The 24,871-nt window shown below is 69.5% G+C and carries 25 protein-coding genes; 13 read left to right on the forward strand and 12 right to left on the reverse strand.

Translation table 11 applies throughout. The features are described from left to right. Positions 1–135: 135 nt before the first annotated feature. Both NL1_RS15365 and NL1_RS15370 read right to left on the reverse strand, forming a co-directional pair. Positions 136–1,140, reverse strand: a complete 1,005-nt coding sequence (locus NL1_RS15365; RefSeq protein ID WP_067840017.1) for an NAD(P)/FAD-dependent oxidoreductase — start codon at positions 1,138–1,140, stop codon at positions 136–138. An 84-nt stretch (positions 1,141–1,224) separates the two neighbouring features. Further along, positions 1,225–2,145, reverse strand: coding sequence for a DMT family transporter (locus tag NL1_RS15370; RefSeq protein WP_156094869.1), 921 nt, complete (start codon positions 2,143–2,145; stop codon positions 1,225–1,227). A 63-nt stretch (positions 2,146–2,208) separates the two neighbouring features. On the opposite strand from NL1_RS15370, the gene NL1_RS15375 reads away from it, so the two are divergent. Beyond that, positions 2,209–3,024, forward strand: coding sequence for an AraC family transcriptional regulator (locus NL1_RS15375; protein ID WP_245673289.1), 816 nt, complete (start codon positions 2,209–2,211; stop codon positions 3,022–3,024). Between the two features lie 4 nt (positions 3,025–3,028). Here the strand turns inward: NL1_RS15375 and NL1_RS15380 are convergent, their stop codons facing one another. Both NL1_RS15380 and NL1_RS15385 read right to left on the reverse strand, forming a co-directional pair. After that, a complete protein-coding gene (locus NL1_RS15380) occupies positions 3,029–3,370 on the reverse strand; it encodes a hypothetical protein (protein ID WP_156094870.1) in 342 nt (113 codons plus the stop codon). A 62-nt stretch (positions 3,371–3,432) separates the two neighbouring features. After that, entirely contained in the window at positions 3,433–3,915 is a 483-nt protein-coding gene (locus NL1_RS15385; RefSeq protein ID WP_067839892.1) for a MarR family winged helix-turn-helix transcriptional regulator, read from the reverse strand. A gap of 75 nt (positions 3,916–3,990) precedes the next feature. Between NL1_RS15385 and NL1_RS15390 the strand changes: the two genes are divergently transcribed. Then, positions 3,991–5,421 (forward strand): MFS transporter, encoded by a 1,431-nt coding sequence (locus NL1_RS15390; RefSeq protein ID WP_067839895.1) that lies wholly within the window; start codon positions 3,991–3,993, stop codon positions 5,419–5,421. 4 nt (positions 5,422–5,425) lie between these two features. On the opposite strand, the gene NL1_RS15395 is transcribed toward NL1_RS15390, so the two are convergent. Beyond that, a complete protein-coding gene (locus NL1_RS15395) occupies positions 5,426–6,415 on the reverse strand; it encodes a helix-turn-helix transcriptional regulator (RefSeq protein WP_067839898.1) in 990 nt (329 codons plus the stop codon). Positions 6,416–6,505: 90 nt separating this feature from the next. Between NL1_RS15395 and NL1_RS15400 the strand changes: the two genes are divergently transcribed. The 4 genes from NL1_RS15400 (at position 6,506) to NL1_RS15415 (ending at position 10,045) form a co-directional block, all read left to right on the forward strand. After that, positions 6,506–7,162 (forward strand): TIGR03086 family metal-binding protein, encoded by a 657-nt coding sequence (locus tag NL1_RS15400; RefSeq protein WP_067839901.1) that lies wholly within the window; start codon positions 6,506–6,508, stop codon positions 7,160–7,162. Between the two features lie 35 nt (positions 7,163–7,197). Beyond that, positions 7,198–7,797 carry a CHAP domain-containing protein gene (locus NL1_RS15405; RefSeq protein ID WP_067839904.1) on the forward strand — a complete coding sequence of 200 codons (600 nt, stop codon included), beginning with the start codon at positions 7,198–7,200 and terminating at the stop codon, positions 7,795–7,797. Positions 7,798–8,023: 226 nt separating this feature from the next. Then, positions 8,024–9,160 (forward strand): hypothetical protein, encoded by a 1,137-nt coding sequence (locus NL1_RS15410; protein ID WP_067839907.1) that lies wholly within the window; start codon positions 8,024–8,026, stop codon positions 9,158–9,160. A 171-nt stretch (positions 9,161–9,331) separates the two neighbouring features. Further along, positions 9,332–10,045 carry a DUF1906 domain-containing protein gene (locus NL1_RS15415; RefSeq protein WP_067839910.1) on the forward strand — a complete coding sequence of 238 codons (714 nt, stop codon included), beginning with the start codon at positions 9,332–9,334 and terminating at the stop codon, positions 10,043–10,045. Between the two features lie 7 nt (positions 10,046–10,052). Here the strand turns inward: NL1_RS15415 and NL1_RS15420 are convergent, their stop codons facing one another. Continuing rightward, entirely contained in the window at positions 10,053–10,409 is a 357-nt protein-coding gene (locus NL1_RS15420) for a hypothetical protein (RefSeq protein ID WP_067839913.1), read from the reverse strand. Between the two features lie 162 nt (positions 10,410–10,571). Then, on the reverse strand, positions 10,572–11,306 hold the full coding sequence (locus NL1_RS15425; protein ID WP_245673293.1) for an Rv1157c family protein: 735 nt from the start codon (positions 11,304–11,306) through the stop codon (positions 10,572–10,574). 301 nt (positions 11,307–11,607) lie between these two features. Between NL1_RS15425 and NL1_RS15430 the strand changes: the two genes are divergently transcribed. Then, positions 11,608–12,939, forward strand: a complete 1,332-nt coding sequence (locus NL1_RS15430; RefSeq protein WP_281180827.1) for a mannosyltransferase — start codon at positions 11,608–11,610, stop codon at positions 12,937–12,939. Between the two features lie 85 nt (positions 12,940–13,024). Here NL1_RS15430 and NL1_RS15435 read toward each other — a convergent pair whose 3' ends face one another. Beyond that, entirely contained in the window at positions 13,025–13,321 is a 297-nt protein-coding gene (locus NL1_RS15435; protein WP_067839921.1) for a 4a-hydroxytetrahydrobiopterin dehydratase, read from the reverse strand. A gap of 48 nt (positions 13,322–13,369) precedes the next feature. Further along, positions 13,370–13,546, reverse strand: a complete 177-nt coding sequence (locus NL1_RS38540) for a hypothetical protein (protein ID WP_169813585.1) — start codon at positions 13,544–13,546, stop codon at positions 13,370–13,372. A 154-nt stretch (positions 13,547–13,700) separates the two neighbouring features. On the opposite strand from NL1_RS38540, the gene typA reads away from it, so the two are divergent. From typA to NL1_RS15465, 6 genes are all read left to right on the forward strand, one after another. Then, positions 13,701–15,599, forward strand: a complete 1,899-nt coding sequence (typA, locus tag NL1_RS15445; protein ID WP_067840022.1) for a translational GTPase TypA — start codon at positions 13,701–13,703, stop codon at positions 15,597–15,599. 146 nt (positions 15,600–15,745) lie between these two features. After that, positions 15,746–17,476: an ABC transporter family substrate-binding protein gene (locus tag NL1_RS15450; protein ID WP_067839927.1), complete on the forward strand. Its 1,731-nt coding sequence runs from the start codon at positions 15,746–15,748 to the stop codon at positions 17,474–17,476. Next, positions 17,473–18,363 carry an N-acetyl-1-D-myo-inositol-2-amino-2-deoxy-alpha-D-glucopyranoside deacetylase gene (mshB, locus tag NL1_RS15455; RefSeq protein WP_067840025.1) on the forward strand — a complete coding sequence of 297 codons (891 nt, stop codon included), beginning with the start codon at positions 17,473–17,475 and terminating at the stop codon, positions 18,361–18,363. The genes NL1_RS15450 and mshB overlap by 4 nt, the downstream gene beginning before the upstream one ends. 113 nt (positions 18,364–18,476) lie before the next feature. Further along, positions 18,477–19,937, forward strand: coding sequence for an amino acid permease (locus tag NL1_RS15460; RefSeq protein ID WP_067839929.1), 1,461 nt, complete (start codon positions 18,477–18,479; stop codon positions 19,935–19,937). A gap of 35 nt (positions 19,938–19,972) precedes the next feature. Next, positions 19,973–20,131, forward strand: coding sequence for a hypothetical protein (locus tag NL1_RS38545; protein WP_169813586.1), 159 nt, complete (start codon positions 19,973–19,975; stop codon positions 20,129–20,131). Continuing rightward, a complete protein-coding gene (locus NL1_RS15465; RefSeq protein WP_067839932.1) occupies positions 20,128–20,610 on the forward strand; it encodes a hypothetical protein in 483 nt (160 codons plus the stop codon). The genes NL1_RS38545 and NL1_RS15465 overlap by 4 nt, the downstream gene beginning before the upstream one ends. A 253-nt stretch (positions 20,611–20,863) precedes the next feature. On the opposite strand, the gene NL1_RS15470 is transcribed toward NL1_RS15465, so the two are convergent. From NL1_RS15470 to NL1_RS15480, 3 genes are all read right to left on the reverse strand, one after another. Beyond that, positions 20,864–22,636 carry an APC family permease gene (locus tag NL1_RS15470; RefSeq protein ID WP_307622856.1) on the reverse strand — a complete coding sequence of 591 codons (1,773 nt, stop codon included), beginning with the start codon at positions 22,634–22,636 and terminating at the stop codon, positions 20,864–20,866. A 188-nt stretch (positions 22,637–22,824) separates the two neighbouring features. Further along, positions 22,825–24,360: a PH domain-containing protein gene (locus NL1_RS15475; protein WP_067839937.1), complete on the reverse strand. Its 1,536-nt coding sequence runs from the start codon at positions 24,358–24,360 to the stop codon at positions 22,825–22,827. Continuing rightward, entirely contained in the window at positions 24,357–24,854 is a 498-nt protein-coding gene (locus NL1_RS15480) for a PH domain-containing protein (RefSeq protein WP_067839939.1), read from the reverse strand. Before NL1_RS15480 ends, NL1_RS15475 begins: the two co-directional genes overlap by 4 nt. Positions 24,855–24,871: the final 17 nt, after the last annotated feature.

Below are 24,871 nucleotides of genomic sequence, written 5' to 3' on the forward strand. Positions count from 1 at the left end.
GTCGTGGAGCTCGATTCGGTGACTGCCGTGGGTCGAGGTGGGGATTGGGTTGGGGGAGAGGGGTTGTCGAGTGGCGGTAGCGGTCTTCCCGGAACGCGTGGTCGAGTTGTTCGGACACGGTGATCCTTTCGTGGTTCACAGGCCGTGACGGCGATCGCCCGCCGCCGCCTCGCACAGGCGGGCTTCGGTGTCGGCCGAGAACTGGTAGGCGGCGACCGAGTTTCGGGTGTCCTCGGCGACGAGGTCGGCGTTGATCTGCCCGGCTGCCGTGGCGCCCGCGGCCGCGGCTGTGCCGACCTGGGCGGCCAGGTCGGTGACGTTCCCCGCCACCCACACGCCGGGGACCTCCGTGCGGCCGGTCGGGTCGGCGGCGATGAACTCGCCCATGGGATGTTCGCTGGGGCGCAGGCCGAGCGGTGCGAGGAAATCGGCCCGCGCCACCACGCGCGACCCGACCGCGACGACCTCGCGTTCGATCACCGTCCCGTCGCTCAGTCGCACGCCGGTGATGCGATCGCCTGCGATCTCCAGGTTCGCGACCTCGCCCTCCACCAGCCCGATGCCGCGGGCGGCCAGCTGCACCTTCTCCTCGTGCGTCGGCGACGTGGTGTGGGCGAAGAACGTGATGTCGACGCTCAGCTGCCGGAACAGCAGCGCCTGGTGCAGCGACATGGGGCTCGTGGCGAGCACGCCGATGGCCCGATCGCGCACCTCCCAGCCGTGGCAGTACGGGCAGTGCACCACGTCCCGGCCCCAGCGTTCCCGCAGGCCGGGGATGTCGGGGAGTTCATCGACCAAGCCGGTGGCGACCAGCAGCCTGCGGGCGCGGACGGTGCGGTCGTCGGCGAGCGTCACGACGAACCCGGCGCCGTCGCGATCCGCGCCGCGCACTTCGCCCGACACGAGCTCGACGCCGTACCCGCGCACTTCGGCGCGACCGCGTGCCAGCAGCTCCGCGGGCGGCGTCCCCTCCCTGGCCAGCAGGCCGTGCACGCCCTGCGCCGGAGCGTTGCGCGGCGCGCCCGCGTCGATGACCAGCACCGAGCGGCGCGATCGGCCGAGCATCAGCGCACCGTTCAATCCCGCGGCGCCGCCGCCGACCACCACCACGTCATAGCTGTCTTCCCACTGACCGGTCACCGTGACCACCTCCTGCGACGACTATGCGAGGCGATCCGCTGAACCGGCAACATTGCTTGCCAATTTGGCAAACTCGGCTGCGGTTCAGACGGATTCGATTGACGGCAGTGCGGAGTCGCTCGTCGAGGGTGTGCGATCGCTGGTCGAATCTTTCACTGCGGGACGGGTATTCACCCACGCGCCGATAAACATCAACCCCGCGCCGACCGCTTGCAGTGGGGCAATGGATTCCCCGAGCAGTATCCATGCGCACGTCAAGCCGAAAGCCGGGACGAGGAACATGGCCGATGTCGCGGTGGTGGGGCCGACCTGGCCGACCGCGCGGTAGTACAGCACGTAGGCGAGTGCGGTCGGCAGTGCGCCGAGATACGCCTGGTTGAGCCAGAATTCGAGGCCCAGCTCCGACCAGTGGACTTCGGCGAATGCGGGGACGGCGAGGAGGCCGAGGGCGGTGGCGCCCGCGGCCGTCGCGTAGACGGTTACGGTGGCGGCGGGCAACCGGCTCAGCAGCGGCGCGCCCAGCAGGGTGTAGGCCGACCAGCAGGCCGCGGCGCCGAGAAAGGCGAGGTCGCCGAGCAGGCGGGCGTCACCGGTGTCGGGGATGCCGAGGAAGAACACGAGGCCGCCGGTTGCGGCGGTCACCAGCCCGAGCAAGCGCGCACCGGACAACCGCACGCGGCCGAGCAGCAGGCCGACCGCGACCGTGCAGACCGGCGCGGCCATCGGCACGATCACGCTGCCGTCCGCGGCGGGGGCGAGGGAGAGGCCGAGGAAGAACAGCGCGTTGTAGCCGAACACGCCGACCATGCCGACGCCCGCCACACGCGGCACTTCCGCGGCGGGCAGCCGGGGCGCGCGCAGAACGACGAGCAGCACGAGGGCGCCGATGAGGAAACGCAGGAAGCCCGCCACCTCGTGCGGGACATCGCCGACGGCCGCCTTGGACGAGGCGAACGCGCTGCCCCACAGGGCCATGACCAGAACCAACAGCACACGGATACGCACGGATTCGATACTCGGCGCGGCCCGGCCCGAAAGATTGAACGCTGGTGCGGTCAGAATGGAGCGGTGAGCGAATGGGTCGAATATCGGCGGATGCCGGATCGCCCGGTGGAGGTGATGCGTGCCCACTTCGAGCGGCACGTCTACCACCCGCACGCGCACGAGACCTACTCGTTCGGCCTCACCGACTTCGGCGCGCAGAGTTTCGACTGCCGGGGCGCGGCCCGGGTCAGCGCGGCGGGCATGGTGATGGCCTTCAACCCGGACGAGCCGCACGACGGGCACAGCGCGACCGAGGCGGGCTTCACCTATCGGATCGTGCACATCGGCACCGAGCTGATCACCGACCTGCTGTCGGACCGTGCGGGTCGCCCCGCGGGCCTGCCGCTTTTCGCCGAGCCCGTGCTGCACGACCCGCTGCTGGCGGGCGCGCTCGGCAGGCTGTACGCGAGCCTGACCTCGCCTGCCACCGAATTGGCAAGGGACGAGGCACTATCCGCCACGGTGGCGGCGCTCGTCCAGCGCGGCGCGCGCACTCCCCGCACCAGAACGACGATCGGCGGCAGCAACAGCGCGATCGCGCGCCGCGTGCGCGATGTCCTGGACGAGCGCTATCTGGAGACGCTGTCGATGGACGATCTGGTCACTTCGACGGGCGCCAGCCGCTTCGCGCTCTACCGGGCCTTTCGCGCGAATTACGGTCTGGCGCCGAGCGATTACCAACGCATCCTGCGGCTGCGGGCGGCGCGGCGGCTGATCGCGGCGGGCCGTCCGGTCGCCGAGGCGGCGGTGGCGGCGGGCTTCGCCGATCAAGCACACCTGACCCGCTGGTTCCGTCGCTGCTACGGCATCACGCCGGGCGTGTATTCGCGCGCGGGCTGACCGGTCAGGCGGTGGCGCGCACCCACCGCCGCTTCGCCCAGCGGCGCACTGTCGGGCTCAGCAGTAACGCGGGTAGCAGCACGATCGCGCCGAGCAGCATGCCGACCAGCATCAGCCCGGCCAGCAGTTCGCCGATCGCCTGCACCGCGGCGGGCGCGGCGAACAGCAGCGCGAATGCCGCGACCGCGAGAGCGGGCGGATAGTGCCCGGCTTCGGCGAGAATCGCGGCCGCCGTGCCGAAGGCGACGGCGAAGGCCAGGCCGATGACGCCGATCAGATAGTTGTCCCAGGCGAACCAGCTCGGGCGGACCGTGCCGAGGCGCCGGGAAGGCCGATGTTCTCCCATCGTCGGGAGCTTAACGGCCCCGCGGCGCAGTGCATCGGGTTCGGCGAAGTCGGGTGTCGCGGTCAGCGCGCCGCGGGCGGGCGCGGCCACGGGTTGTGCTCGATGTGTTCGATGGACTCGTTGAAGCGGGCGACCAGCACGCTCAGCTGATCGACGTCCTTCCCGGACCACTCGGCGACCACAGCCCCGATGCCGTCGTGGCTCTGGGCGCGGTCGGCGGCGAGCAGGTCCAATCCTTTGGCACTGGCGCGGATCTTGCGGGCGATGCCGCCCTCTGGGTCCGGGACCCGTTCTACCAGGCCCTGTTTGAGCATCGCGCCGACCTGCCGGTTGATGGTGGAGATGTCGAGGCGGAAGGCGTCGGCGAGTTCGCGCAGGGTCAGCGGGTGGTCGATTTCGAGCCTGGTGAGGAGCAAGAAAGCCGAGCGGTCCAGCTGAAAGCCAGGGCGACGCAGCACCGAGGCGGGGAAGTGCCGGGAGAGCAGGGTGAGCTCGAAGACGAGGCGCGAGAGCGCTGCGTGGTCGGCGGGTTCCCGGTCTGACATGGCACACACTATGTCGCCTGGATCACCCTGATACCAAATTGTGCAGCATACACACGATGTGTAGCGTGCACATTCATGTCCCTTGCTGCCGACGCGTCCACGACCGTCACGGACGCCGAGTCCGGGCGTCGCCCGAGTCCCGGCCTGCTCATCGCGACGCTCGGCATGGTCGGCGTCGTGGTCTCGCTGATGCAGACGCTGGTCATCCCGATCATTCCCACGCTGCCGACGCTGCTCGGCACCTCCGCGTCGAACGCGTCCTGGGTGATCACCTCGACCCTGCTGGCGGGCGCGGTATTCACGCCGATCAGCGGTCGCCTCGGCGACATGTTCGGCAAGCGCCGCGTGCTGTTCGTGAACCTGCTCGCCCTCATCGCCGGTTCGGTGGTCTGCGCGAGCTTCTCCTCGCTGCTGCCGGAGATCGTCGGCCGCTCGCTGCAGGGCGCCGCGGTCGGCGCGATTCCGTTGGGCATCAGCATCATGCGCGACGAACTGCCGGTCGAGCGGGTCGGTTCGGCCATGGCGATTATGAGCGCGACGCTGGGCGTCGGCGGCGCGATCGGCCTGCCGGTGGCCGCGGCGATCGCACAGAACGCGGACTGGCACGTGCTGTTCTGGAGCTCGGCGGTGCTGGGCGCGCTGTGTGCGGCGCTGGTCTTCCTGTTCGTGCCGGAATCGCCGGTGCGTACCCCGGCTCGTTTCGATTTCGGTGGAGCCGTTGGCCTTTCGATCGGTCTGCTGGCGCTGCTCATCGCGATCACCAAGGGCGCGGACTGGGGTTGGTCCAGCGCCTCGATCCTCACGCTGTTCGCGATCTCGCTGGTGGTCTTCCTCGGCTGGGGCTTCTTCGAACTGCGGCAGCGCGCGCCCCTGGTCGACCTGCGGGTCTCGGCGCGGCCGCGGGTGCTGTTCACCAACCTGGCCTCCATCGCCGTCGGCTTCTCGCTCTACGGCATGTCGCTGACCTTCCCACAGTTGCTGATGGCGCCGGAGGAGACCGGCTACGGTTTCGGGCTGTCCATGGTGAACGCCGGATTGGCCCTCGCGCCAACCGGTTTGGTGATGATGGCGCTCTCGCCGGTGTCGGCGCGGCTGTCCGCGGCGCGCGGGCCGAAGCTGACACTGATGCTCGGATCGACGGTCATCGGCGTCGGTTACCTGTGCGCGGTGCTGTTGATGAACAGCGTCTGGCAGATCATGCTCGCCGCCGTAATCGTCGCCGGCGGTGTCGGTTTGGCCTACGCGGCGATGCCCGCGCTGATCATGGGCGCCGTGCCGATCACCGAGACGGCCGCCGCCAACGGGCTCAACTCCCTCATGCGCTCGATCGGCACGTCCACCTCCTCCGCGGTGATGAGCGTGGTGCTCGCGCACATGACGATCTCGCTCGGCGCGCACCTGCTGCCTTCCCGCGATGGCTTCCACACCACGTTCTTCATCGCCATGTCGGCCGCGGTGGTGGCCGTCGCGCTGACGGCCTGTATCCCGATGGGCAAGAAGGACTGACCGCTCAGGACGGCGCGTCCCGGACCGAGTCGGCGTAGCGGCGGGCCAGCGTCCGCAGGTGCGTGACGAGTTCCGGCGGGCCCTCGACGCGGAAGTCCATCATCAGCATGCTCAGGTAGATGGCGATGGTCTCCAGCGCGTCCGCGCCGGTGTGGAGCAGGCAGGTCTGCGCGTCGACCGGCTCCACCACCCCGACCGCGGGGTTGATCCGTGCGACCACGACCTCGGCCGGGGCGAGCACCGTGACCTGGGCGTGCACCCGCCACCCGGTGCTGGCGACATGGCGCATGACGAAGGCGACGAGATCGTCGTCGGGCAGCGCGCGGCCTGCGAAGCGGCGGCCGGTCGTGGCCGCGTGGCGCACCCCGGCGATGGGTATCGCACGCCAGGTGTGGGTGTCGAGGACGTAGGCGACCAGGTACCAGCGACGTTGCCAATTGATCAGGCGATACGGCTCTGCCTCGATCGCGTCATCGAATTCCGCTGCGGCGGTGGGGATGTCGAGCCGCACTGCGGCGCCGTCCCGGATCGCGCCCGCCAGGGCGGTCAGCACCTCGGCGGGCACGGGCGCATCGGGCTCGCGCGAGCCGGTGGTCGCGGGCCCGATCGCGGTGGCGCTGCGCAGCGCGGTGACCTTGCGCTGCAAGCGTTTCGGCAGGATCTGCTCGAGTTTGGCCAGTGCGCGGCCGACGTGCTCGGTGATGTCGGCGATGCCGGTCGCGCCGTCCTCGGCCAGTCCGACCGCCACGGCCACCGCGACGGCCTCGTCGTCGTCGAGCAGCAGCGGAGGCATGGTGGAGCCGCGCCCCAGCCGATAGCCGCCGATGGCGCCGCGCTCGGCGTGCACGGGATAGCCCAATTCGCGTAACCGGTGAATGTCGTTGCGCAGCGTGCGATCCGTGACGCCGAGCCGTTCGGCCAGCTCGCGGCCGGAGTAGGCGCGGTCCTGGAGCAGTGCGAGCAGGCGCAGGACGCGGGTCGTGGTCTCGGCCATGGAGATCTCCCGATCTATTAGGAACGAAAGCAGCCTAATGGGCTCATAGGCTCGAAGTCGGAAACACCGAGGACATCCGAAAGGCCCGCCATGCACACCGATATCGCCCTCACCGCCGTCTGGCGCGAAACCCTCGCCGCGGCACATCGCGCGCTCGCCGACGTCGTCGCCGGCATCCGCGACGACCAGTGGCACCTGCCCACACCGTGCTCGGAATGGGATGTGACACAGGTGATTCAGCACGCCGCGGGTGATCAGCTCGCGTACGCGAAATTCCTCGGCGTCGGGAACGGCCCGGCCGACAACCCCTTCGCGCCGTCCGGGACGATCGACGGCTCGGCCACGGTGCTGGTGCGCGACGCGATCGACCAGACCGCCGTCGCGTGGGCCACGGTCACCGACGAGACCCCGACGGTGCCGACCCCGTTGCCGCACGGCGCACTCCCGACCCCGGTGGCGGCCGTGCTGTGCGCGTTGGACGCGGCGGTGCACGCCTGGGATCTCGCCGTCGCCACCGGCCAGGCCTCGCCGCTCGACGAGGAGCTGGCCGGGGCGCTGCTGACCGCGGCGCGCACCGTGAATCCCGCGCCGGGCGGCGGACCGGAATCGGCGATCGTGGAACCGCTGCGCCAGTGGGGCGCGTACGCCGCGGTGGTCGACGGTGCGCCGGACGGCGACGCGGTCGCCGAACTGCTGCGTTATCTGGGGCGCGATCCGGGAACCGTTCGCGGCGGCCGTTCGTCCTAAGAATGAGTGATCGTTCAGAGTGATGGGGGGTCGGAGTGTCCGTACCGCAGAGAACCCGGGCGCGGCTCGGTCTGTTGCTGGCGCTGGGGTTGGTCGTCGCCGCTGTCGCGGCGGGGGTGCTCTGGTGGCGGACGACGAGCTCCGATCACCCGGCCGTGGTCGGCCAGAGTCCCACGGCCTTCCCCGCCATCGATCGGTCCGCCCTCGATCCGGCCCAGGCCAGGCTGGTCGAGGTGTTGGAGCGCGAGTTCGCCGACCCGGGCGGGGGACCGAAGTACGCCGAAGGGCTCGTCGAGCCCTGGTGCGCCGACTTCGTGAGCTGGGCGATGCGGGAGGCGGGGCGGCCGCTGTCGAATCCGAACTCCGGGTCCTGGCGGATTCCCGGCGTCTACACCCTGCAGGAGTACTACGCGGGAGCGGACCGGTTCGTGCCCGCAGACAGCGGGTACCGCCCGCGTACCGGCGACGTGCTGCTCTACGGCCAGGAAAGCCAATTCACCCAGCACACGAACATCGTGCTGACGGCGGCGAACGGCGAGGTGACCACGATCGGCGGCAACGAATTCGGCGAGGTGCGCCTGCACCGGTTCCGGGTGGCCGAGGTGAACGACGTCGTCGGCTACGGACGATTCTGAGAATCATTGCCGCTCAGGCGGTGTCGTTCGGCGAGTGCGATGCTCGGCGCGTCCCCCGCTGAGTTCTAATATGGAGATGGCAGCGCCCGGCAGCGCTGTCACACGGACCCTGTCCTGCTACCCCCTCATCAGCAGGACAGGGTTCCCCGATCGTTCGGTTTTCCGGAAGCTTTCGTCGCGTACCGTGTCGGTTGTCCGTTGAAAGGTGAGGGTTTCGGAATCTCTGATGCAGCCGACCGAAGAAACGACGAACGACCCGTCCTGGATCGACTACGCCGACTTCGGCGAACGCTTCGTCACTCACGCGGTGACCGAAGAGCGCATCGTTGCCGCGGTGGCCTCCATGGCCGGACGGGGCATGGCCATCGGACCGTTCACCATCGGACCTCCCGGACTCGCCGGATTCATCGCCGAGGGCAAGGTCGGCGACCCCACGGTGCTCCGCCACGATCCGCACGTCGTCTTCCAGGTGACGGTGCCGCTGACGCTCGCGGTGAAGGTGCGGCTCGGCGGAAAGAAACTCCGGTTGGAGGCGGTCGTCGAGATCGATCTGACGCTGCACGCGCGCACCGCGGACCCGCTGCTGATCGTCATCGACATCCCGCCCATCACCACCCGCGACGTGAGCTTCGTGCTGCGCGCCCAGACCGTGGAGTCGGCCTGGGAGTGGCTGCTCGATCCGATCGCGGGACTGGTGCAGCGGGAGGTCGCCAACCGGGTCAACGGCATGCTGGCCGAGCCGCAGGCCAGGAGCGGACGGGTTTTCGACGTCGAGGCCATGGTCGCGGGCACGCCGTCGCGGCACCGCGTGCAGGAGGAATTCGACTGGATCGATTACGGCGAGTTCGGCCACCGATTCTTCTCCCACATCGTGACGCGGGACCGGGTCTTCGAGGTGGTCGAGAAGATGGCCGGGCGCCCGATCGAAGTGGGGCCGCTGAAGGCCGGACCGAAGGACCGGGCCACCGTCACCGTGAAAGGCGCGATCCGGCAGCCGCGCCTGGTCGAGCGGGCCGCGGGGCCGGACGATCTCGTCGCATTCGATCTGACACTGCCCGTGGGCCTGGACATCACCGTGCAGGTCTTCAAGGCGAACCAGTACCGCGCCGATGTCGAGATCCCGCTGGTGCTGATCGCCAGGGCGGCCGACCCGCTGCTGATCGTCATCGACGTGCCGCCGCTCGCGACCGAGGACATCCGGATGGATTTCAAGGCGCTGGGCGTGCGCGCGGCCACCCTCGGCGCGCTGGCCGGAATCAAGAAACAGGTGGTCGCGCAGGTCGCCGGTGTGGTGCGCGAGCAGCTGGCCGACAGCGCCGGGCGCACCATCGATGTGGCCGGACGGATCGACGGCCTCGCCTGACGCGTAACCCCTGTGGCGAATGGGAAAAGTGTGTCCGATGGGTCTAGCGGTTCGCATGTGAAATGTGGTGAAATGAGTCGACGTTCGAGGCTCCCGGCGCGCGTGTGAGCCTTGGGGAAGGTGCGCCGGGCACGCTGCCAACCAATGGGGGTTGCGCGAAGGAGTCCTGCGATGCGTTCTCTGGATCTGTCTCGACGCAAGTTGTTCGCCTACACCGCCGCGGCCGCCGCGCTCGGCGTGGCCGGCGCCGCAGGCCCCGCCGCGGCGAGCGGAACTTTCGGCACCTTGATCGACTACTCCGGCGGTGTGCCCTCGGCCGAGGCGATTCTCGAGGCCGGGCACGTCGGCGTCATCCGGTACGTCTCCGATCGGCGGCCCGGCGCGGAGTGGATGGTGGGCAAACCGCTGCTCGCCCGCGAGGTGGAGGAACTCTCCGCGGCCGGGCTGAAGATAGTGTCCTGCTATCAGTTCGGCAAGGGGCCGACCGCCGACTGGCGCGGCGGACTGGAGGCGGGCAAGAAGCACGCCGAGCGCGGACTGCAACTGCATCTTGCCGCGGGCGGCCCGGAAGGCAGGCCCATCTACGCCTCGATCGATGACAACCCGAACCCGGTCGACTTCGCGACCATGATCGCGCCGTACCTGCTCGGCTGGGAATCGGTGCTTGGCAAGCAGAACGTCGGTGTCTACGCCAACTCGCCGACCATCGAACTCGCGCGGGTGGCGGGCCTGGGTTCCTGGTACTGGCAGCACAATTGGGGCACCCCGAAGGGTTTCGTGCACCCGGCTGCGCACCTGCACCAGTTCGAGATCGACAAGCGCGCCGTCGACGGCGTCGGCGTCGACCTCAACGACATTCTGAAGCCCGAGTACGGGCAGTGGTGAGAGCGGCCTACGTCTGACAGTGGCAGATCGGGGCCACGCGCAGGTCCGGTTCGTCGTCCGGGACCACGCGCAGGTTCGGCCGCGTCTCCGGCGCTTCGTGATCGCCCATCCAGGACAGCAGCGACCAGCGCGACAGGCCGGACAGGGCCGAGCCGATGCTGGCGAAGGAGCCGGAGGAGATCACCGAGGCGAACGATCCGACCGACCCGATCGAGAGCACCGAGCCGACGCTGCCGATGGAGAGGATCGAATAGGCCGACCCGATGGACAGGATCGAGCCTTCGGAACGGATGGACAGGATTGATCGGCGCGAGCGCCTGCTCCGAATCGAGCGGGGTCGTACCGTTCCTTCGACAGTCGACATGCTTTCGGTCTACCACAACGGGGACTGAGCCGGGGACTATCGCCGCGATTGCGGTGGTATGTCGGGCCCGGGCCCCGTGGTGTGTTGGGGCCTCGGCCCCGTGGGATGACCCGGACATGACGAAGCCCGGCGGTCGCGAACGACCGGCCGGGCTTCGAAACATCAACCGACGGTGAAGAATCCGAGCGTCGGCAGGAACGAGCAGGTGCGCGGCTCTGCGTCGGGCGCCTTGGTGGTGAGCGAGCCGCCGACCACCGCGACGATCCGGCCGTAGCCGGTGTTCACGATCGCGGACAGGGTCGCCGGGCCCTCGGGGTTGATCTTCGCCTGGTCGGTCAGCGTCGCGACGCCGGACTGACGGGTGTCGAGGTTCAGCCACTGCACGGTCATCGGCGGGTTCTGCTCCGCCGTCGGCGCCTTGGTGCCGAGCGCGGTGAACACGAATCCGGTCTGACCGGCCTCCGGGCCGGGCGGGGGCAGCGTGGCCGGGCCCGCCACGGCGAGCGCCGTGCCCACCGAGTCGGCGGACGCGCTGATGCAGCCCTTGCCGATGGTCGGGTAGAGGAACTGCGCGATGACCGGGCCGTCCTGCGGTAGCTGAGGACCGCCGCCGCCGCTGCCGTCCAGGAACGTGATGATCCGCTCCAGGGTCGACTTGATCTGCGGCGGCAGATTCAGGGTGTTGAGCAGGATGCGTGCCTGGTCGAGGATCGCGGACTGCGGTCCGGCGACATTGGCCGGACCTGCGATGGCGCCGACGATGGCGGGGGTGAGCGCGGCGATCGCGTCGACCGGGACGCCCTCGGGCACCATCGGAACGTTGTGCGAAACCGCGGTTTGGGCGGGCGCCGGTGCCGCTACTGCGGCGGGCGCGGCGAGCGAAGCGCTCGCCGCCATGGCGAGTGCGGTCAATGCGATCCGCGATCCTCGGGTGCGAAGCACTGGTCTAGCCGTCCTTTAACCTCGGGTACATCTGGTCAACGGGTGATAACACGTTGTTTCGGGGGTCACTCTAAGGACACGACCGCCAAGTTGTACAGCGGTGGTCGTTATCACGTTGTGCTGTGGACGATCAGTGTTACCAGACGGTAGTGCGGCGGGGCGTTGCCGATGTGAAAGGTGATGCAAATGTTATGGGTGTTGCGTATCGCGCACGGGATCGATCGGCGCTCCGGTTAATCTAGTCGCAGCCTTCGGCATTTGCCGCCGACACACCGGACACCGGCGGGTCGCGGCCCGTGACCGCATCCCCGACCCGAAAGCCCGCGACTTGAACCGAGACAGCGCTCGGTCGGACCAGCGTCCGGCCGCTGCCCACCTGCGACTGGCGGTGTTGCTGCTCGGTCTTTCCGTTCTGGCCCGGCTGCTGTGGATGCTGGTGTCGCGCAACGGGATGAATCTGGTCGACTTGCACGTCTACGTGGACGGTTCGGCGGCGCTGCTCACCGATCGGCTCTACGACTTCACCTACGCGGAAAAGACGCCGGATTTCCCGCTGCCGTTCACCTATCCGCCGTTCGCCGCGCTGGTCTTTTTCCCGCTGCATTTCCTGCCGTTCAAGGTGATCGCGGTCGGCTGGCTGCTGGCCACCGTTGCGGCGCTGTACGGCGTGGTCTGGATCGCGCTGGAATTGATCGTCGGCGAACAGCGGTTGCGTGAACCGGGTTGGCGCGCAGCGGCGGTCGGCTGGACCACGGTCGGCGTCTGGCTCGAGCCCGTGCGCACCACGATCGACTACGGACAGGTCAACGTCTTCCTGGTGCTCGGCGCCATGCTCGCGGTGCGCAGCTCGCGATGGTGGGTGTCGGGCGGGTTGGTCGGCGTCATCGCCGGCATCAAGCTGACGCCCGCGATCACCGGGCTCTACTTCGTCGCGCGGCGGCGCTGGGGGACCGCGCTGTGGTCCGCGGTGGTTTTCGGCGCGACGGTCGGCATCAGCTATCTCATCAACAACCACGAGGCGACGCGCTACTTCGGCACGCTGCTCGGCGACGCGGACCGGATCGGCCCGGTCGGCTCGGTGTGGAATCAGTCGCTGCGCGGGACGTTGAGCCGCATCCTCGGCCACGACGTGGAGTCCGGACCGGTGTGGATCGCGGCGGTGCTCACGGTCGCCGCGCTGGCCTTTTTCGCGTGGCGGGCGCTGGAACCGGACGACCGGATGGGCACGCTGTTGATCGTGCAGCTGTTCGGGCTGCTGATCTCGCCGATCTCGTGGTCACACCACTGGGTCTGGTTGCTGCCGGCGGTGCTCTGGTTGGTCTACGGTCCGCTGCGCCGGGCGCCGGGCGCGCGGATCCTGGCGGGCTACTGGCTGGTGACCATGTTGATCGGGGTGCCGTGGGTGCTGTCGTTCTTCCAGCCGACGATCTGGGAGATCTCCCGGCCCGGTGTGCTGTCCTGGCTGGGTGCGGTGGACGTGCTCGGCGTGCTCGTCCTGTTCGGCTGGATCATCTGGTCCGGCGCGCGGCGCGCGCCGTCGGGTGACGAGACGGCGAGCGCCGTGGTGGCGGATTCCGCGCGGGCGTAGCTCGGCTTCGTCGCGCACGTGTGACGAAGCCCGGGGCGGCTGTGTCGAGCGCCGAGTACGGGCTTCCACGGCGTGCAATTGGCGGCTATTCGGACCGCGACGCGAGCAGGTCGATCTCGCGGGCCAAGCCGAAATCCAAGGCGGTCAGGCCGCCCACGGCATGGGTGGACAGCGTGAACGTCACATTCCGCCAGCGAACATCGATGTCGGGGTGATGGTTCGCGGCCTCGGCCGCGTCGGCGACCCGGCGCACCAAATCGATGCCCGCCGGAAACGAGGCGGCCTTGATGGTGCGGGTGATGTTGTCGCCGGACCTGCTCCAATTCGGCAGTCCGGTCAGCGCGTCGGCGATCTCGGCGTCGGATAGCAGTGGGATGCTCATAAGCCGGTTGTACCCCGTTTGCCGGGTGTGCACCGGAATGTGCGGAACTCAGGCGGCGCGAGCCTGTTTCAGCGCCTTCTTCAGGTCCTTGCCGCTGACGCCAGCGGCCTCGGCCTTCTTCATCCGCATGATGACGACGGGGCATTTGAAGCAGCGCGTCTTCTTCCGACAGCACTTCTTCTTGGGTTTCAGACTCGAAACCTTCTTTGCTTTGACCTTGCCCACGACGGTTAGCATACCCTTACTCGAGCGCCTGAATCAGAGGGGCTACCCGGTTGCCGGTAGTCTGTAGCTGGCCGCAATGCCCGGTGAGTTTCCATTCTCCACCTGTTTGCAGGGGTCGGCCGGCACCAACACCGAACAGCAGGAGGATTCAGGCGTGTCGTCTGCACGCGATTTTCGCAACGTCGCCATCGTGGCCCACGTCGACCACGGCAAGACGACGCTGGTCGACGCCATGCTGCGCCAGTCCGGCGCGTTCGCCGAGCGGGCCGAACTCGTCGACCGGGTCATGGACTCCGGCGACCTGGAACGCGAGAAGGGCATCACCATTCTCGCCAAGAACACCGCGGTGCACCGGCACCACCCGGACGGTTCGGTCACCGTCATCAACGTCATCGACACCCCCGGCCACGCCGACTTCGGCGGTGAGGTCGAGCGCGGTCTGTCCATGGTCGACGGTGTCGTGCTGCTGGTGGACGCCTCCGAGGGCCCGCTGCCGCAGACCCGGTTCGTGCTGCGCAAGGCGCTGGCCGCGTCGCTGCCGGTGATCCTGGTCGTCAACAAGACCGACCGCCCCGACGCGCGCATCGAGGAGGTCGTCGAGGAGAGCCACGACCTGCTGCTCGACTTGGCCTCCGACCTGGACGACGCCGCCGCCGAGGCCGCCGAGCTGGCCCTCGACCTGCCGGTGCTCTACGCCTCCGGCCGCGAGGGCAAGGCCTCCAAGGAGCGCCCCGAGAACGGCAACGCGCCCGACGCGGAGAACCTCGACGCGCTGTTCGACGTGCTGATGGAGTGCATCCCGGCGCCCAAGGGCGATGCCACCGCTCCGCTGCAGGCGCACGTCACCAACCTCGACGCCTCGGCCTTCCTCGGCCGCCTCGCGCTGGTGCGCGTGCACAACGGCGAGCTGCGCAAGGGCCAGAACGTCGCGTGGATGCACGCCGACGGCGTCAAGCACGTCAAGATCACCGAGCTGCTCCAGACCATCGGCGTCGAGCGGCAGCCCGGCGAGGTGGCCGTGGCGGGCGACATCGTCGCCATCGCGGGCATCCCGGAGATCATGATCGGCGACACCCTCGCCGACATCGACAACCCGGTCGCGCTGCCCCGCATCACCGTCGACGAGCCTGCGATCTCGGTCACCATCGGCACCAACACCTCGCCGCTTGTCGGCCGGGTGCAGGGCCACAAGCTGACCGCCCGCATGGTGAAGTCGCGCCTGGACCAGGAGTTGGTCGGCAACGTCTCGCTGCGCGTGCTCGACATCGGCCGCCCGGACGCCTGGGAGGTGCAGGGCCGCGGTGAGCTGGCGCTGGCCATCCTGGTCGAGCAGATGCGCCGTGAAGGCTTCGAGCTGACCGTCGGCAAGCCGCAGGTGGTCACCAAGCAGGTCGACGGCAAGGTGCACGAGCCCTACGAAGAGCTGACCATCGACTGCCCCGAGGAGTACCTCGGCGCGATCACCCAGCTGCTCGCCGCCCGCAAGGGCAAGATGGTCCAGATGAGCAACCACGCCGCGGGCTGGGTGCGGATGGAATTCATCGTCCCCTCGCGCGGCCTGATCGGCTTCCGCACCGACTTCCTCACCGAGACCCGCGGCACCGGCATCGCCAACGCCGTCTCGCACGGCTACGCGCCGTGGGCGGGCGAGATCCGGGCGCGCCACACCGGCTCGCTGGTCTCCGACCGCGCGGGTTCGGTGACGCCGTTCGCGATGATCCAGCTCGCCGACCGCGGCCAGTTCTTCGTCGAGCCGGGCGCGGACACCTACGAGGGCCACGTGGTGGGCCTCAACCCGCGCGCGGAGGATCTCGACATCAACGTCACCCGCGAGAAGAAGCTGACCAATATGCGCAGCTCCACCGCCGACGTGATCGAGACCCTGGCCAAGCCGCTGCAGCTGGACCTGGAGGGCGCGATGGAGTTCTGCGCCGCCGACGAATGCGTCGAGGTCACCCCCGAGGTGGTCCGGGTGCGCAAGGTCGTCCTCGGCCAGAACGAGCGGGCCCGTGAGCTGTCCAGGCGGAAGGCGCGGGACCGGGCCGCGCTGTAGTGCGGCGGGAACGGATCGGCGACCGCGGGACTTCGGAACCGCCGCGCACTGGCGCGGCGGTTCCGCGTAGCCGAACCGCGGCGGGGCGAAGTAGAGTGCCGAGCGTGAGCACGGGGGCAAGACGACGCGCGACGCGGCGTGCACTGATGGTTCTCTTGGCGGCCTCCGCGACGGTGCTCGCCGGATGCACCGCGAACCCGCCCCCGCCCATCGAGAGCACGGACAGCCCGAAGACGACGCCCGCCAAGCCGGGCAAGAACACCGTCGTGGTGGGGATCGATGACATCGGCATCGGGTTCAACCCGCATCTGCGTTCCGATCAGTCGCCCGCCACCTCCGCGGTGAGCTCGATGGTGCTGCCGAGTCCGTTCCGTCCGGTGCGCAATCCCACGGTGCCCGGCGTCACCGACTGGGTGCCGGACACCGCGCTGGTGACCTCCGCCGAGGTCACCAGCCAGGAGCCGTTCACCATCACCTACACGCTGCGCAACCAGGCCAACTGGTCCGACGGAGCGCCGATCGCCGCCGAGGACTTCCGTTTCCTGTGGCAGCAGATGCTGACTCAGCCCGGTGTCGCGGATTCGGCCGCCTACCGGTTGATCTCGGACGTGAACTCCTCCGGTGGCGGCAAGACGGTCACCGTCGTGCTGACCCAGCCGTATCCCGCGTGGCGCGAGCTGTTCGCGAATCTGCTTCCCTCGCACCTGATCAAGGATCAGCCGGGCGGTTTCGCCAACGGTCTCGCCGAGGGAATCCCGGTGTCCGGCGGCAACTTCGCGATCAAGTCGGTGGATCCGGGCCGCGACGAGATCCTGCTGGAGCGCAACGACCGCTACTGGGGCACGCCTGCCGGGCCGGATCAGATTCTGTTGCGCCGCGGCGGGACTCCCGCGCAGCTGGCCGAATCGCTGCGCACCGGTGACGCGCAGATGGCGCTCGTGCACGGCGGTGTCGCGACCCAGGCGCAACTGGCCGCGATCCCCTCGGTGCGCACCGCGATCATGCCGCAGTCACGGGAACTCCAGTTCGTCTTGAACGGGCGCATCACCGAACTCGGCGATCCGCGGGTCCGGCGCGGGGTGCTCGCGCTGCTCGATCCCGCGCTGCTGGCGACTGTCGGCGCGCAGACCGGCGGCTGGGTCGAACCGGTGCGCGCGCAGATCCTGACGCCCTCGGATCCCGGCTACGCGCCGACTGCGCCGCCGCGGCCCTCCGCGGAGGAGGCGTTCGCTCTGCTCGCCGAGGCGGGTTTCGCCCGCGCGCCGGAACCGCCGCTGGTGGCCTCGCCGACCTCGCCCGCGCCGCAGCCGCGGCCGATCGCGAAGAACGGCAAGGTGCTCTCGCTCCGGATCGGTGCGGTCACCGGTGACGCGACCGCGCTCGCGGTGGCCAATACAGCCGCCGACCAATTGCGCAGCGCCGGTATCGATGCCAGCGTCCGCAGCCTCGCCGCCGACGCGCTGTACGGCAAGGAACTGGTCGAGGGCGGCGTGGACGCCATCGTCGGCTGGGAGGTCGCGGGCGCGGATCCGGCCAACGTGCTGGCGTCCCGCTACAGCTGCCTGCCGCCCGAACCCGGTCCGGGCGACGGCGAGACGCAGGCCGCGGTGGAGGCGGCCCGGCGCGCGCCGAGCAACCTGTCCGGCGTCTGCGATCCGGTGTTGCAGCCCGCGATCGACGCGGCGCTGCGCGGTATCGACGTTCCCAAGGTTCTCCACGAGGCCGAGCCCGCGCTGTGGGGGCTGGCCACGGTGCTGCCGATCGTGCAGGACAACCAGGTCGCCGCCGCGGGACCGCGGGTGGACGGCGCGTCACTGAGCGGCGCCATTCAGGTGGGCATCTTCGGCGATGCCGCGATGTGGCGCAGGATCCCGTGACAACAGCCGACGGGCCCGGCGGCATCGTGCTGGTGCACGCGCACCCCGACGACGAATCCATCACCACCGGCGGCACTATCGCGCACTATCGCCGTCGCGGCGTCCCGGCCACCGTGGTGACCTGCACCCTCGGCGAGGAGGGCGAGGTGATCGGCGAGCGGTGGGCCCAGCTGACCGCGGACCGCGCCGACCAGCTCGGCGGCTACCGCATCCTCGAATTGACAACGGCGCTGGCCGCTTTGGACGCCGCGCCGCCGCGCTTCCTGGGCGGGGCGGGGCGCTGGCGGGATTCCGGGATGGCGGGCACACCGTCGGCCGAGCACCCCAGGGCGTTCGTGCGCTCCGGCCCCGAGGCGGTGGACGCGCTCGTCGAGATCCTGCTCGAGCTGCGGCCGCGGGTGGTGATCGGCTACGACCCGCGCGGCGGCTACGGCCACCCCGATCACATCAGGGCCCACGAGATCACCACGGCCGCAGTGCACGAGGCGGCCGAGCGTGGCTGGGACGTGCCCAAGCTCTACTGGACCGTCACCGACGCCGACATGCTGCGGCTGCACACCGAGGCGCTGGCCCGCCGCACCGTCGACGGTCTGCCCGGCGCGCTGCCGCGGGGCTGGCGGCTGCCCGCGGCGGGCGAGCTGGCGAGCGTGCCGAGTCACACCGTCACCACCACTGTCGAGGTGTCCGATGTGCTCGCCGCCAAGCGGGCCGCGTTGCGTGCGCACGCCACCCAGGTGACGGTCGCGCCCTCCGGCCGGGAGTTCGCGCTCTCCAACGACATCGCCCAGCCGGTGCTGCCCGAGGAGCACTACGTGCTGGTCCGCGGCGAGCGGGGCCCGGTCGGTCCGGACGGGCGCGAGCACGACCTCTTTGCCGGCCTTGTCTGAACTGGTCATCGGTACTGATAGCTGTCGATAGCTGGGTGTCTGCTGCGCCACTGTGCGTGCCATGTAGGGTGCCTTCGTCCACAAGACGATTTACGCGAAGGACCCACGTTCATATGACGACAGTCAGCGACCGTAATCACCTCAGCGTCGAGGACGAGGGCTACCACAAGAGCCTGAAGCCACGCCAGCTGCAGATGATCGCCATCGGTGGCGCCATTGGTACCGGCTTGTTCCTCGGCGCGGGCGGCCGACTGGCCAATGCGGGGCCCGGCCTGTTCCTGGTCTACGCGGTCTGCGGTTTCTTCGCATTCCTGATCCTGCGCGCGCTCGGGGAACTGGTGCTGCACCGGCCGTCTTCCGGGTCCTTCGTCTCCTACGCGCGCGAATTCTTCGGGGAGAAGGCGGCATTCGTCGCCGGGTGGATGTACTTCCTGAACTGGTCGATGACCGGCATCGCCGACACCACCGCGATCGCGCAGTACTTCCACTACTGGTCCGGGTTCACCGATGTTCCCCAGTGGTTGCTGGCGTTGATCGCGCTGGTTCTCGTGCTGTCGATCAACCTGGTCTCGGTGAAGTGGTTCGGCGAGATGGAGTTCTGGGCCGCGCTGGTGAAGGTGTTCGCGCTGAGCGCCTTTCTCATTGTCGGCACGATCTTCCTGCTCGGGCGGTTCACCGTGCAGGGCGCGCCGACCGGGCCCGAGGTGGTCGTCGAGCACGGCGGACTCTTCCCGACCGGACTGCTGCCGCTGGTGGTCGTGGTGTCGGGTGTCGTCTTCGCATACGCCGCAGTCGAACTCGTCGGCACCGCGGCGGGGGAGACCGAGGACCCGGCGAAGATCATGCCGCGCGCCATCAACTCGGTGATCGTTCGCATCGCGATCTTCTACGTCGGCTCGCTGGTGCTGCTCGGCCTGCTGCTGCCCTACACCGCGTACACGGCCAAGGAGAGTCCGTTCGTCACCTTCTTCACCGTGCTCGGCGTGCCCGGCATCGGCAGCGTGATGAACATCGTGGTGCTCACCGCTGCCTTCTCCAGCCTCAACGCGGGCCTGTACTCGACCGGCCGGATTCTGCGTTCGATGTCGATGAACGGCAGCGCGCCCAAGTTCACCGGCGTAATGGGTCGTAACGGCGTGCCCTACGGCGGCATCCTGCTCACCGGCCTGATCGCTCTGTTCGGCATCGCGCTCAACGGCATCGTGCCCGACTCGGCGTTCGAGATCGTGCTGAACATGGCTTCGCTCGGCATCATCGCGTCCTGGGCGACGATCGTGCTGTGCCAGTTGCAGTTGTGGCGCTGGTCCGAGCAGGGCCGGGTGACCCGGCCCGCGTTCCGGATGTTCGGCGCGCCGTGGACAGGGATAATCACGCTGGTCTTCCTGTTCTTCGTCGTCGCGCTCACGGGCTTCGACTATCCGGTCGGCACCTGGACCGTGGCGACCATCGCGCTGATCGTCCCGGCGCTGATGGTCGGGTGGTTCGCCGCGCGCAAACGGGTGCTCGCCATCGCCGCGGAGCGTCGCGGCTATACGGGCGAGTTCCCGGTGGTCGCGAACATCCCGGTCGATTGATCCGGGTCGCGGCGACGGGGCATAGACTCCTGGGCGTGTACAACTGGGATCTCCAGAACGCCATCTCGGCCTTCGTGGACAGCTTGCGCCCCGGTGCGCAGCACCAGCACGAGCTGTACATGTCGGTGCTGTACGCCTTCGTCGACATGCAGAGTCACCTGCTGACTCTCCTCGGCTACCCGCCGGTGCCGTGACGGCGCTCGACAAGCGCGCGGACGCGCCCCATACCGATGATCGAGGGTGGATCGCCGAGCCCCTACGGCTGGCGCTGATGGCCGTCCTTGTCCTGAGCGGGTTGTTCACCCTCGTCTTCGAGGTCCTCTATCTGCCCGTGTACCTGGGCACTTCGCATCTCCCGCCCGCCAAGGAGACCACGTTGGTGGCCGCGCCGCTCGCGGCCGCCTCCACCTCCGGCGCGTTCGCCTTCCCGGCGACGGCTCTGCTCGCGGCCGGTGTGAACGTCGTCCTGATCGCGGCCATGCGCACCTTGACCGACAGCACCCGCGTCGCCCTGCTCCCGGTCATCGCGTGGACCTTCGGTTTCCTCGCGTGCACCGTCGCCGGGCCCGGCGGCGACCTCGTGCTGCTCAGCGACTGGCCCACCCTCTTCCTGCTCCTCTGCGGGCTGGTCCCACCGCTGGCCTACGTCTACCTCCGGCCCGCCCACCACTGACTCGGCGGCCCGCGCATGCCTCGTCGGCGTCACGAGGATTGACTTCGCAGACTCTTCGTACGCCTCGCAGAGGCTACAAGCGCTGCGAGGAATGCAATGCCTCTGCGAGGACGGGTCGACATCCGGTGGACAGCTGGCCGCAACCCTGCGGCCGATAGCCGAGCGGTCTGAGTTCGCAGGCCGTTTGCACGCTTCGCAGGGGCAGCAAGGGCTGCGTAGGGTGCAGTGGCTCTGCGAGGGCGCCAGGCGGCCGTCAGTCGACGCGGACGGGGAGAGTGGCGATGACGGCGTCGGTGCGGGCGCGGAGTGCGGCCGCCAGGACGGGGCCGCGGGGGTTGTGCAGGGGGCGGTGCCACCAGTGGCGGGCTTCGACGTGGGCCAGCAGGACGGTGACGTCGCGGTTGGCGGCGGATTGTTTGCGGACGTAGCCGACGAGGGTGGTGATCAGGCTGCGGTGCGGGCACGGCAGGACGGTGAGCGGGACGCCGGGGTCCCATTCCTTCCAGCGGGCGCTGAGGCGTTTGGTGGTGGCGGGGTCGATGTCGGCGGCGACGGCGACGATCTCGCCACGCATGCGCAGGGCCGCGGCGAGCGCGCGGGCGGTCGCCTCGCTCACGACGACCACCGGGACGATGATGAGAGCCCTTGTCTCGGGCGTGATCTCGGGGCGCGGCGGGATCTCGCCGAGGCGCAGTTCCCCGGCCACCGTCCGGTAGTAGTTCTCGGTCCTGGCGAACAAGGTGATCAGCAACGGGATGATGATCAGCAGCAGCCACGCGCCTTCGGTGAACTTCTCGGCCAGCAACACCACCGCGGCCACGGCGGTCAAGCCCGCGCCGAACCCGTTGAGCGCCGCGCGTTGCGCCCACCCCGGACCGCGTCGCCGTTTCCAGTGCCTGACGAGTCCCCACTGGCTGATGGTGAAGCCGATGAAGACGCCGATCGCGTACAGCGGAAGCAGCCGGTGCGTGTCGGCGTCGACCACCATCAGAATCGCGCCCGCGGTCACGGCCAGCGCGGTGACGCCGTAGCGGAAGACCGGCCGCTCGGAGCGCAGCGCGAACAGCGAGGGCATCCGGCGATCCTTCGCTAGCAGCGCGAGCAACACCGGCAATCCGCCGAAGCTCGTGTTGGCCGCGAGCCCGAGCGCCACCGCGACGACCACGTTCACCACATAGAACGGCCACCCCGTGCCGAACGCGCTCGCGGCGAGCTGAGCCAGGATCGTCACGCCTTCGCGCGGCACCACGTGGTGTAACCGGATGAGCAGCGCCAGACCCAGCAGCATGGTGCACAGCAGCACGCCGAGCGCGACCTCGGTGTGCTGGGCGCGCCGGACGGCGGGCGCGCGGAACGACGGCACCGCGTTCGCGATCGCCTCCACGCCGGTCAGCGCCGCGCAGCCCGCGGCGAAAGCCTTGAGCAGCATCCACACTCCGAGCGCTTCGAGCGGAACCAGCGGCCCGGGATCGTCACCGACGACGGCCACCGGCTCCGGCCGCAACAGACCGACCGCGACGACGCCGAGGACGCAGCCGACGAACAGCAACATCGGCCCCATCATCACCCTGGCGGACTCGGCCACACCGATCAGATTCACCACGGCGATGAGGGTGAGCGCCGTGAGCGCGACGGCTTCCTCCTGGTCGCGCAACGCGGGAAACGCACTGGCCAGGCTCGCCGCGCCCGCCGAAAGGCTGACCGCGACCGTCAGCACGTAGTCGACCACCAGGCTCGCCGCGGCCAGCAGGGCCGCGCCCCGGCCGAGATCCTTCTTCGCCACCGCGTACGACCCGCCGCCGTCCGGGTGCGCCGCGATCACCTGCCGGTAGGAGAGGACGAGCACCAGCAACAGCGCCGCGATCGCCAGCGCCACCGGGAACGTCCACTGCACGGCCGCCGCGCCCGCCACGACGAGCACCAGCACGATGGCCTCCGGCCCGTAGGCGACGCTGGACAGCGCGTCCAGCGACAGCGCCGCGAGCCCCCCGAACGCGGTGAGCCGGTACGCGTCGCCGCGCTGCATCCGGCGCACGCGCCGATCGGCGATCCGGGACTCGTCGCGCGCTCCGGTCTCGACCACACCCCACATTCAACGCCGCACCGCCGCGACCGGCCCCGAACGACACGTCGACGCAGCTTCCACAGACCTTTCGAACGTTCTACACAGACGGTGGCGCTGTGCCGCGTATGCGGCGTGTGTGAGGGGCGAGGTCAGCGGTTGCCGAGGGCGCCGGGGGTGACGGCTTCGATGAGGGGCCAGGCTTGGGGGAGCGGGATGTCGTGGATGCGGTAGTGCTTTTTGCCCGCGGCGGTGGCGGCGATGACGGTGGCGACGCCGGCGCGGCGTTGCCAGAAGGATTGGCGGACGGTCCAGCCGATGACGCCGGGGGCTTCGAGGCAATCGCGGTCGCGGTCGAGGGAGCCGGAGCGCGTGATGAGCCAGGCGGGGGCGGTGGCGGTGCGGGGGAGGACCGTGTGGCCGAGGCCTCGGTAACGGTCTTCGGCCAGGGCGATCGCGATGACCGCGGTGATGCCGGGCAACAACCACCACCAGGGCGGAATGGGGCCTTCGAGGGAGAAGGCGAGCACCAGGAAGGCGAGGAAGACGACGGGGAGCAGCGCACGGAAGTAGCGGCGGCGGCGCGCGACGGGACCGTGGCGGGTGAGCTGGGCGGACATCTGCGCCAGGGGAGCGAGTTCGTTCCGTCCCGCACTCTGATCCAGCAGCTCCGCCAGCGTGCGTTCGACCGCGGCGCGCGGGGCTTGCGGCAGGATCTTCTGTCGCGGATTCTCGCCGACCATGATGGCCTCGAGTTCGGCGGCGCCCGAAAGGCGAAGCAGCAGTGGCTCGTTGACGGTGGCGCCGCGGAAACGGGCCAGATCGAGGGTGATCTGCCTGGTGGTGAACAGGCCGTGGCGCAGGTGCAGGGTGCGGCCGTCGTGCAGGACCTGGAGGCCGAAATACGTGGCAAGGTAGCGCGTGCAGGCCGCGAGGCTGACCAGGAGCACGATCGCGGCGATCAGGCCGAGCGTCACGAGCACGATGGCGGTCGCGGCGCGTTCCCCGATGTCGTGCGCGGCGTCGGACTCGAACAAACGCTCGCCGAGCCCGTACTGGAAGGCCAAGCCGACCACCGGCGCGATCACGGCGAATCCGGTGAGCGAGAGCGGCGCGTACCGCACCCACTGCGGCCGCCAGTGCCCGATCTCCCGTGCCGTCGATCGTGCGCTCGCCGCCTCGTCCTCGGCGATGCCGTCGGCCGGAACCTCCGGCCCGGCGGCGGGTCGCGCCGTGTGCGCGAGCAACTCCGCGCGCAACGCGGGCACCACCCGCGCGTCGAGCGCGTCGAGCTTGAACTTCTCGCCGGTGTCGGCCTGCTGTCCGGTGCCGATGACCACCACCGCGAGCCCCAGCGCCCGGTGCAGCAGGTCGGATTCGATGTCCACGGATCTGATCCGGCTGCGCGGCACCGAGAGTTCTCTGCGCTGCAGCAATCCGGTGCGGAGCTCGACGTGGGTCGGTCCGACCCGATAGGTCGTGGTGAACCAGCGGGTGAGCGCGAACCCGACGATCAACACCAGCGGAATGATGCTCCACACGGGATTGCCGCTGCTGGTGCCGAGGATGACGGAACCGATCAGCACCGGGATGAACCTGATCACCTCGGTGACGGGGTGCACCAACAGCATTCGCTGGTCGAGGCGCGCCCACGGCGGTCCGGTGCCGGCGTCGAGCGGTTCGGTCATGTCGCGTCCCCGCGATGACGGGCGGCGATGTCGGTCAGCCGCGTGACGGTCGCCTCGGCGACCGGCAGGTCGAGCGCGGTGATCTGCACCGCGCCCGCCGACGAGGCGGTCGTGACCGTCACCGTGGCCAGGCCGAGCAGCCGTTCCAGCGGACCGCGTTCGGTGTCCACCGTCTGCACCCGCGAGATCGGCGCGACCCGGCTCTCCTGGGTCAGCCAGCCGACCCTGGTGTACACGGCCTCGTCGGTGACCTCCCACCGGTGCACGGCGTAGCGCCAGCACGGCACGACGGCGATGCTGAACACCGCCCAGACCAGCCCGATCACCAGCGCGGTCAGCTGCCAGCCGCGGCGTTGTGAGTCCACCGCGGCCCACACGAGCAGCGCGAGCAACGGCAGCGCCCATGCCAGCCCCGCCTGCACCGCCCACAGCAGTTTCGCTTTCGGGCTTGGGCGCCAGGCCGGATCGGCCATGATCGTGCGCGGCTGCGACATGCCTGTCATGGTTGCAC

It is taken from the genome of Nocardia lijiangensis NBRC 108240, assembly GCF_001613045.1.
Lineage (GTDB): Bacteria > Actinomycetota > Actinomycetes > Mycobacteriales > Mycobacteriaceae > Nocardia > Nocardia lijiangensis.

Bases quoted from the DNA above. Each gene is read 5' to 3' on its own strand.
- NL1_RS15380 (WP_156094870.1), bottom strand. From the start codon at position 3,370: ATGGGAGAACATCGGCCTTCCCGGCGCCTCGGCACGGTCCGCCCGAGC.
- NL1_RS15385 (WP_067839892.1), bottom strand. From the start codon at position 3,915: ATGTCAGACCGGGAACCCGCCGACCACGCAGCGCTCTCGCGCCTCGTC.
- NL1_RS15390 (WP_067839895.1), top strand. From the start codon at position 3,991: ATGTCCCTTGCTGCCGACGCGTCCACGACCGTCACGGACGCCGAGTCC.
- NL1_RS15395 (WP_067839898.1), bottom strand. From the start codon at position 6,415: ATGGCCGAGACCACGACCCGCGTCCTGCGCCTGCTCGCACTGCTCCAG.
- NL1_RS15400 (WP_067839901.1), top strand. From the start codon at position 6,506: ATGCACACCGATATCGCCCTCACCGCCGTCTGGCGCGAAACCCTCGCC.
- NL1_RS15410 (WP_067839907.1), top strand. From the start codon at position 8,024: ATGCAGCCGACCGAAGAAACGACGAACGACCCGTCCTGGATCGACTAC.
- NL1_RS15415 (WP_067839910.1), top strand. From the start codon at position 9,332: ATGCGTTCTCTGGATCTGTCTCGACGCAAGTTGTTCGCCTACACCGCC.
- NL1_RS15420 (WP_067839913.1), bottom strand. From the start codon at position 10,409: ATGTCGACTGTCGAAGGAACGGTACGACCCCGCTCGATTCGGAGCAGG.
- NL1_RS15425 (WP_245673293.1), bottom strand. From the start codon at position 11,306: ATGGCGGCGAGCGCTTCGCTCGCCGCGCCCGCCGCAGTAGCGGCACCG.
- NL1_RS15435 (WP_067839921.1), bottom strand. From the start codon at position 13,321: ATGAGCATCCCACTGCTATCCGACGCCGAGATCGCCGACGCGCTGACC.
- NL1_RS15450 (WP_067839927.1), top strand. From the start codon at position 15,746: ATGGTTCTCTTGGCGGCCTCCGCGACGGTGCTCGCCGGATGCACCGCG.
- NL1_RS15460 (WP_067839929.1), top strand. From the start codon at position 18,477: ATGACGACAGTCAGCGACCGTAATCACCTCAGCGTCGAGGACGAGGGC.
- NL1_RS15470 (WP_307622856.1), bottom strand. From the start codon at position 22,636: ATGCAGCGCGGCGACGCGTACCGGCTCACCGCGTTCGGGGGGCTCGCG.
- NL1_RS15475 (WP_067839937.1), bottom strand. From the start codon at position 24,360: ATGACCGAACCGCTCGACGCCGGCACCGGACCGCCGTGGGCGCGCCTC.
- NL1_RS15480 (WP_067839939.1), bottom strand. From the start codon at position 24,854: ATGTCGCAGCCGCGCACGATCATGGCCGATCCGGCCTGGCGCCCAAGC.